This is a genomic window from Rhizobacter sp. P2_H2, assembly GCF_056403375.1.
Map to the genome: position 1 here is coordinate 1 of NZ_JBFUFP010000211.1, position 6750 is coordinate 6750.

8 protein-coding genes are annotated in these 6750 nt (G+C 68.3%); 1 reads left to right on the forward strand and 7 read right to left on the reverse strand.

What is annotated here, in order from left to right; translation table 11 throughout:
• On the reverse strand, window positions 1–584 hold a 584-nt coding region (locus AC1D15_RS13430), incomplete at its 3' end, for a thiamine pyrophosphate-binding protein (protein WP_477826368.1).
• Between the two features lie 100 nt (window positions 585–684).
• Between AC1D15_RS13430 and AC1D15_RS13435 the strand changes: the two genes are divergently transcribed.
• Entirely contained in the window at window positions 685–1146 is a 462-nt protein-coding gene (locus AC1D15_RS13435) for an Lrp/AsnC family transcriptional regulator (RefSeq protein WP_047510836.1), read from the forward strand.
• Between the two features lies 1 nt (window position 1147).
• Here AC1D15_RS13435 and AC1D15_RS13440 read toward each other — a convergent pair whose 3' ends face one another.
• Genes AC1D15_RS13440 through AC1D15_RS13465 form a run of 6 tightly spaced genes read right to left on the reverse strand, consistent with a single transcriptional unit; the run spans window position 1148 to window position 6595 of the window.
• Window positions 1148–2062, reverse strand: a complete 915-nt coding sequence (locus AC1D15_RS13440) for a branched-chain amino acid ABC transporter permease (protein WP_477826371.1) — start codon at window positions 2060–2062, stop codon at window positions 1148–1150.
• Between the two features lie 44 nt (window positions 2063–2106).
• A complete protein-coding gene (locus tag AC1D15_RS13445) occupies window positions 2107–2994 on the reverse strand; it encodes a branched-chain amino acid ABC transporter permease (protein ID WP_047510839.1) in 888 nt (295 codons plus the stop codon).
• Between the two features lie 36 nt (window positions 2995–3030).
• Window positions 3031–4236: an ABC transporter substrate-binding protein gene (locus AC1D15_RS13450; protein WP_477826369.1), complete on the reverse strand. Its 1206-nt coding sequence runs from the start codon at window positions 4234–4236 to the stop codon at window positions 3031–3033.
• 31 nt (window positions 4237–4267) lie between these two features.
• A complete protein-coding gene (locus AC1D15_RS13455) occupies window positions 4268–4972 on the reverse strand; it encodes an ABC transporter ATP-binding protein (RefSeq protein WP_047510842.1) in 705 nt (234 codons plus the stop codon).
• A 1-nt stretch (window position 4973) separates the two neighbouring features.
• Entirely contained in the window at window positions 4974–5762 is a 789-nt protein-coding gene (locus AC1D15_RS13460) for an ABC transporter ATP-binding protein (RefSeq protein WP_047510844.1), read from the reverse strand.
• Between the two features lie 11 nt (window positions 5763–5773).
• The gene (locus tag AC1D15_RS13465; RefSeq protein WP_477826370.1) at window positions 5774–6595 is read right to left on the reverse strand and encodes an IclR family transcriptional regulator; all 822 of its coding nucleotides are present in this window, start codon (window positions 6593–6595) and stop codon (window positions 5774–5776) included.
• Window positions 6596–6750: the final 155 nt, after the last annotated feature.

A 6750-nucleotide genomic window follows, 5' to 3' on the forward strand; every position in this document is an offset into this window, starting at 1 on the left:
GCCCACGGGGCCGCGGTCGCGGGCACCGGCACCTGCGGCGCGAGCTGCACATCCTTCGGCAGGTCCAGCAGCACCGGCCCGGGCCGCCCGCTGGCGGCCACCCTCAGCGCCTTGCGCAGCAGCGGCACCAGCTGCGCGGCGCTGCGCACCTGCGCGTTCCACTTCGTCACCGGCCGCGAGATGCCGAGCGCATCGCACTCCTGGAACGCATCGGTGCCGATCGACGTCGTCGCGACCTGCCCACTGATGCACAGCACCGGCACCGAGTCGCACAGCGCGTCGAGCAGGCCGGTCGTCGTGTTGCTCATGCCGGGCCCCGAGGTCACGAACACCACGCCGATGCGGCCGGTGCTGCGCGCATACCCCTGCGCGGCGTGCACCGCCGCCTGCTCGTGCCGCACCAGCACATGGCGCAGCCGCGGCTCGCGGTGCAGCGCGTCGTACAGCGGCAGCACCGCGCCGCCGGGGTAGCCGAACACGGTGTCGATGCCGTGCGCGAGCAGCGTCGCGATCAGCAGGTCGGCGCTGTCGGGGGTGCGGGTGGGGGCGGGTTGCAGGCAGGCGAGGGCGACAGGTGCATTCATGCCCGGAAGTTTCTCGTGCGACGCGCAGCAAAGGCTGCCGAAACTTCGGCAGGTTACGATGCCAGCGGCAAATCCTCCTGCATCTTCAAGAGGTCACAGCATGCAGCTCGACAAGTTCGACATCGCCATCCTGGAAGCATTGCAGCGCGACGCCCGCATCAGCATGGGCGAACTCGGCACGCAGGTCGGGCTGACCAGTTCGCCGTGCTGGAGCCGCATCAAGCGGCTGGAGCAGGCCGGCGTGATCGAGGGCTACTCGGTGCGCGTGAACGCGGCCGAGGTCGGGCTGCCGGACACGGTGATCGTGCAGGTCACGCTGGACAGCCACTCCGACGAGGCGCTGTTCGAGTTCGGCCGCGCGCTGGAGGCGATCCCCGAGGTGCTGGAGGCCTTCCTGGTGTCGGGCGACTACGACTACTACGTGCGCATCGCCGTCAGTGACACGCGCGACTACGAACGGCTGCTGCGCGAGCGGCTCTACAAGATCCCGGGGATCCGGCACAGCAAGTCGAGCTTCGTGCTGCGGCAGTTGAAGCAGAGCTTGCTGCCGCTCAGACGCTAGTTCATGACTTTCGCTTCTGCCACGCGATCAGCTCACCGACGAAGCCGCGCCGGAATGCGATCACGCACACCACGAAGATCACGCCGATGATCACCGTGACCCACGAGCCGACGCGGTCGGCCAGGTAGTCCTGCAGCCCGATGATCGTGAAGGCGCCCAGCACCGGGCCTGCGAAGGTGCCCATGCCGCCGAGCAGCGTCATCAGGATCACCTCGCCCGACAGCGACCAGTGCACGTCCGACAGCGTCGCGAAGCCGAGCACGAAGGTCTTCATCGCACCGGCCAGCCCGGCGATGCCGGTCGACAGCACGAAGGCCAGCAGCTTGTAGCGGTCGACGTCGTAGCCGAGCGAGATCGCGCGCGGCTCGTTCTCGCGGATCGCCTTCAGCACCTGGCCGTACGGCGAATGCACGATGCGCAGGATCAGCAGGAACACCGCGACGAACACCGCCAGCACGAAGAAGTACATCGCCAGGTCATCGGCCATCGGGATCAGGCCGAACAGCTTGCCGCGCGGCACGCCCTGCAGGCCGTCTTCGCCGCCGGTGAACGGCGCCTGCAGGCAGACGAAGTAGATCATCTGCGCCATCGCGAGCGTGATCATCGCGAAGTAGATGCCCTGGCGGCGGATCGCGATCAGGCCGACCACCAGCCCGAGCGCCGCGGCCACCAGCGTGCCGGCGATGATGCCGAGCTCGGGCGTCCAGCCGGCGCTGCGCACCAGCCAGCCGGTGATGTAGGCCGCCGAGCCCATGAAGGCCGCATGCCCGAACGACAGCAGCCCGGTGAAGCCCAGCAGCAGGTTGAAGGCGCACGCGAAGATCGCGAAGCACAGCGCCTTCATCATGAACACCGGGTAGATGCCGATGAAGGGCGCGGCCACCAGCAGCGCCAGCAGCGCACCCCAGGCGATCAGCGATTTGCGCTGGAAGGCCTCGTTCTTGTTCGTGGTGGACACGCTCACTTCTCCTTGCCGAACAGCCCGGCCGGCCGGATCACCAGCACGATCGCCATGATCACGAACACCACGATGTTCGAGGCCTCGGGGTAGAACACCTTGGTCAGCCCCTCGACCAGGCCAAGCATCAGCCCGGTCAGGATCGAGCCGAGGATGGACCCCATGCCGCCGATCACGACCACCGCGAACACCACGATGATCAGGTTGCTGCCCATCAGCGGCGTGACCTGGATCACCGGCGCCGCCAGCACGCCGGCCAGCGCCGCCAGCGCCGAGCCGCCGGCGTACGTGAGCATCACCATGCGCGGCACGTTGATGCCGAAGGCCTGCACCAGCGCCGGGTTCTCGGTGCCGGCGCGCAGCGTGGCGCCGAGCCGCGTCTTCTCGATCAGGAACCAGGTGCCCAGGCACACCGTGAGCGATGCGACGACGACCCACGCGCGGTAGTTCGGCAGCACCATGAAGCCGAGGTTGGTCGCGCCCTGCAGCGCGTCGGGCACGTTGACCTGCTGGCCGGAGACGCCGAACTGGTCGCGGAACACGCCCTCGCCGATCAGCGCGAGGCCGAAGGTCAGCAGCAGCCCGTACAACGGGTCGAGCTTGTACAGGTGCTTGAGCAAGGTCCTCTCGATCACGACGCCGAGCGCCCCGACGATCACCGGCGCGAGCACCAGCGCGCCCCAGTAGCCGAGGCCCCATTTCTCCATCGAGAACCAGGCCACGTAGGCGCCGATCATGTAGAGCGCGCCATGCGCGAAGTTGACGATGCCCAGCAGGCCGAAGATCACCGCCAGGCCCAGGCTGAGCATCGCGTAGAACGAGCCGTTGACCAGGCCGAGCAGCAACTGGCCGGCGAAGGCCTGCAGGGGGATGCCGAAGATTTCTGTCATGGGGCGTCTTTCACGCTGCAGGCCTCGCTCAGGCGGTCACTTCCAGGAAGCGCACTTGCTCTCGGCCTTGGTCGTGAACGCCGCATCGCCCTTGATCGTCTCGACCACGTTGTAGTAGTCCCACGGCTCGGTCGACTTGTCCGGCGTCTTGACCTGCATCAGGTACATGTCGTGCACCATGCGGCCGTCCTCGCGCACCGTGCCGTTCTTCGCGAACATGTCGTTGACCTTGGCCTTGTGCAGCTGCGCGAGCACCTTGTCGCCATCGTCGCTGCCGGTCGCCTTGACGGCCGCCAGGTAGTTCGCGGTCACCGAGTAGTCGGCCGCCTGCAGCGACGACGGCATGCGCTTGACCTTCTCGAAGAACTTGCGGCTCCAGGCGCGCGTCTCGGCATCCTTGTTCCAGTACCAGCTGTCGGTCAGGTACATGCCCTGCGTCGTCTTCAGGCCCAGCGAGTGGATGTCGTTGATGAACACCAGCAGCCCGGCCAGCTTCATCGTCTTCGTGACGCCGAACTCGTTGGCCGCCTTGATCGCGTTGATGGTGTCGCCGCCGGCATTCGCGAGCCCCAGGATCTGCGCCTTGCTCGACTGCGCCTGCAGCAGGAACGACGAGAAGTCGCTGGCCGACAGCGGGTGCTTGACCTGGCCGACCACCGTGCCGCCGGCCCCCTTCACGACATTGGTGGTGTCGTTCTGCAGCGCCTGGCCGAACGCGTAGTCGGCCGACAGGAAATACCAGCTCTTGCCGCCGGCACGCACCACGGCGCCGCCGGTGCCCTTGGCCAGCGCCATCGTGTCGTAGGCCCAGTGGATGGTGTACGGGGTGCACTGCTCGTTGGTCAGCGCCGAGCTGCCGGCGCCCACCGCGATGAACGGCTTCTTCTTCTCGAGCGCCACCTTGGCCATCGCGAGGCTGGTGCCGGAGTTGGTGCCGCCGATCAGCATGTCGACGCCCTGCGTGTCGAACCACTCGCGGGCCTTGGCGGCGGCCACGTCGGCCTTGTTCTGGTGGTCGGCGACGAGCAGCTCGATCTTCTTGCCGTTGATCGCGCCGCCCGCATCGGCGATCGCCATCTTGATGGCCTCGGCGCCGGCCGGGCCGTCGATGTCGGAGTACAGGCCCGACATGTCGGTGATGAAGCCGATGCGGATCACGTCGCCGGAAACCTGCGCGTGGGCAGGGACGAGGGCGGCGGTGGCGGCGAGCGAGCAGGCGGCGGCGATGTGGCTCAGTTTCATTGAGGTCTCCTTGTGTGGTGGATCTTGAAGATCAGACGCCCAGGTACTCGTGGAGCTGGGCCAGGCGGTCAGGCAATTGGGCCTGGGTGAACTCTTGAATGATCTGGCCGTGTTCCATCACGAGGAAGCGGTCGGCCAGCGGCGCGGCGAAGCGGAAGTTCTGCTCCACCATCACGATCGTGTAGCCCTGGCGACGCAGCAGCACCACCATCTCGGCGAGCTTCTGCACGATGACCGGGGCCAGGCCCTCGGAGATCTCGTCGAGCAGCAGCAGCTTCGCGCCGGTGCGCAGGATGCGCGCGACGGCCAGCATCTGCTGCTCGCCGCCCGAGAGGCGCGTGCCCTGGCTGCCCGCGCGCTCCTTCAGGTTCGGGAACATCGCGTAGATCTCGTCGATCGCCATGCCGCCATCGGCCAGCTTCGGCGGCAGCAGCAGGTTCTCCTCGGCCGACAGGCTCGAGAAGATGCCGCGCTCCTCCGGGCAGTAGCCGATGCCGAGCCGCGCGATGCGGTGCGTGGGCATCGCGATGGCCTCCTGCCCGCGGATGCGGATCGAGCCCTTGCGGCTGCCGGTCAGCCCCATGATGGCGCGCAGCGTGCTGGTGCGGCCGGCGCCGTTGCGCCCGAGCAGCGTCACCACCTCGCCTTCGTCGACGTGGAAGTCCACGCCGTGCAGCACATGCGATTCGCCGTACCAGGCCTGCAGCCCGCGGACTTCGAGAAATCGATCGGCCATGTCAGTGCGCGCCCTGCAGTTCGACGTTGGCGGTGCCCATGTAGGCCTCGACGACGGCCGGGTTCTTCGAGACCTCGGCATACGGCCCTTCGGCCAGAGTCGCGCCGCGCTGCAACACCGTGATGGTGTCGGCGATGCTGGCGACCACGCTCATGTTGTGCTCCACCATCAGGATGGTGCGGTTCGCCGACACCTTCTTGATCAGCTGGCGGATGCGGTCGACGTCCTCCAGCCCCATGCCCTGGGTCGGCTCGTCGAGCAGCATCAACTCGGGCTCCATCGCGAGCGTGGTCGCGATCTCGAGCGCGCGCTTGCGGCCATAGCTGAGCTCGACGGTCGGCGTGTCGGCATAGCCGGCGAGGTCGACCTCGGCCAGCAGCGCGCGGGCACGGTCGTTCAGGCTGTGCAGCGTGCGCTCGGACTTCCAGAAATGGAACGAGGTGCCGAGCTTGCGCTGCAGCGCGACACGCACGTTCTCGAGCACGCTCAGGTGCGGGAACACCGCCGAGATCTGGAACGAGCGGATCACGCCGCGCCGTGCGATCTGCGCCGGCTTCTCGCGCGTGATGTCGGCGCCGTTGAAGAGGATCTGCCCGCGCGTGGGCGTCAGGAACTTGGTCAGCAGGTTGAAGCAGGTCGTCTTGCCGGCGCCGTTCGGGCCGATCAGCGCATGGATGTGGCCGCGCCGGACCTTCAGGTCGACCTGGTTCACCGCGACGAAGCCCTTGAACTCCTTCGTCAGCGCGCGGGTCTCGAGGATGGTGTCGCTGGGGCTGGCTGCTGTGCTCATGGCGGTCGTATTCATGGATTCGCTTCGTGCGGCACGGCCATGCTGCCGCCCAGGCGCTGCGTCAGCTCGCGCGCGACGCGCATCACGGTCTCGCTCTGCTGCGCCGCGACCTGCGGGTCGAGCATCGCCTTCTGCAGGCACACGCCGACGCCGGCCACCGCCTGGCCCGACGCGTCGAACACCGGGGCGCCGAAGCAGTACACGCCCTCGCGCACGCTCTCGTCGTCGGTGCTGTAGCCGCGGCGGCGGATCGCGGCCAGCTCGTCGAGCAGCGCACCGCGCTCGATCGGCGCGCGGTTCATGAAGCCCGGCAGCCGGTCCTGCGGAAAGTGGGCGAGCAGCCGGGCCTCGTCCAGCCAGGCGAGCATCGCCTTGCCGGTGGCCGCGCGGTGCGCCGGCAGGCGCATGCCGACGGTGAACGCGAGGCCGAGCGGGCGCACGCCGTTGCGGGCGGCGACGTAGACCACGTCGGCACCGTCGAGCACCGACAGGATCACCGTCTCGGACGGTGCCGCACCGGCCTCGGCCCACAGCGCGGTGAATTCCTGCGCCGGGCTGGTGTGGGCGACGAACGCATGCGCCAGGCCCATCACGCGCGGGCCGATGAAGAAGCAGCCGTCGTCCTCGCGGCGCAGGTAGCCCAGCGCGCTCAGCGTGTTGCACAGCCCGTGCACGCTGCTCTTCGGCAGGCCGAGGCTGGCCGAGAGCCGCGCCAGGCTCATCGCCTCGCGCTGCTGCGCCAGCAGGTCCAGCAACGCGGCGGCCCGCGTGACGGCCGGCACCAGGGCCGGCTTGGTCGCGGGAGYGCGGGGACGTTGGGCTTCTTGCAGCATGCGGAGGGGCTCCGGGGAGATGGCGCCGTTCAATGGGTTGAACCTGGATCGACCCATCGAACAGCCGGCGCAGTCTAAGAGGGGTCTTTGCGCCGGGGAATGCCGGCGCGGCCGGTTCGCGGGAAAGTCCGCACAGGGTTTGCGCGGGGCGGCTC

Bases quoted from the DNA above. Each gene is read 5' to 3' on its own strand.
- AC1D15_RS13450 (WP_477826369.1), bottom strand. From the start codon at position 4,236: ATGAAACTGAGCCACATCGCCGCCGCCTGCTCGCTCGCCGCCACCGCC.
- AC1D15_RS13460 (WP_047510844.1), bottom strand. From the start codon at position 5,762: ATGAGCACAGCAGCCAGCCCCAGCGACACCATCCTCGAGACCCGCGCG.
- AC1D15_RS13445 (WP_047510839.1), bottom strand. From the start codon at position 2,994: ATGACAGAAATCTTCGGCATCCCCCTGCAGGCCTTCGCCGGCCAGTTG.
- AC1D15_RS13455 (WP_047510842.1), bottom strand. From the start codon at position 4,972: ATGGCCGATCGATTTCTCGAAGTCCGCGGGCTGCAGGCCTGGTACGGC.
- AC1D15_RS13435 (WP_047510836.1), top strand. From the start codon at position 685: ATGCAGCTCGACAAGTTCGACATCGCCATCCTGGAAGCATTGCAGCGC.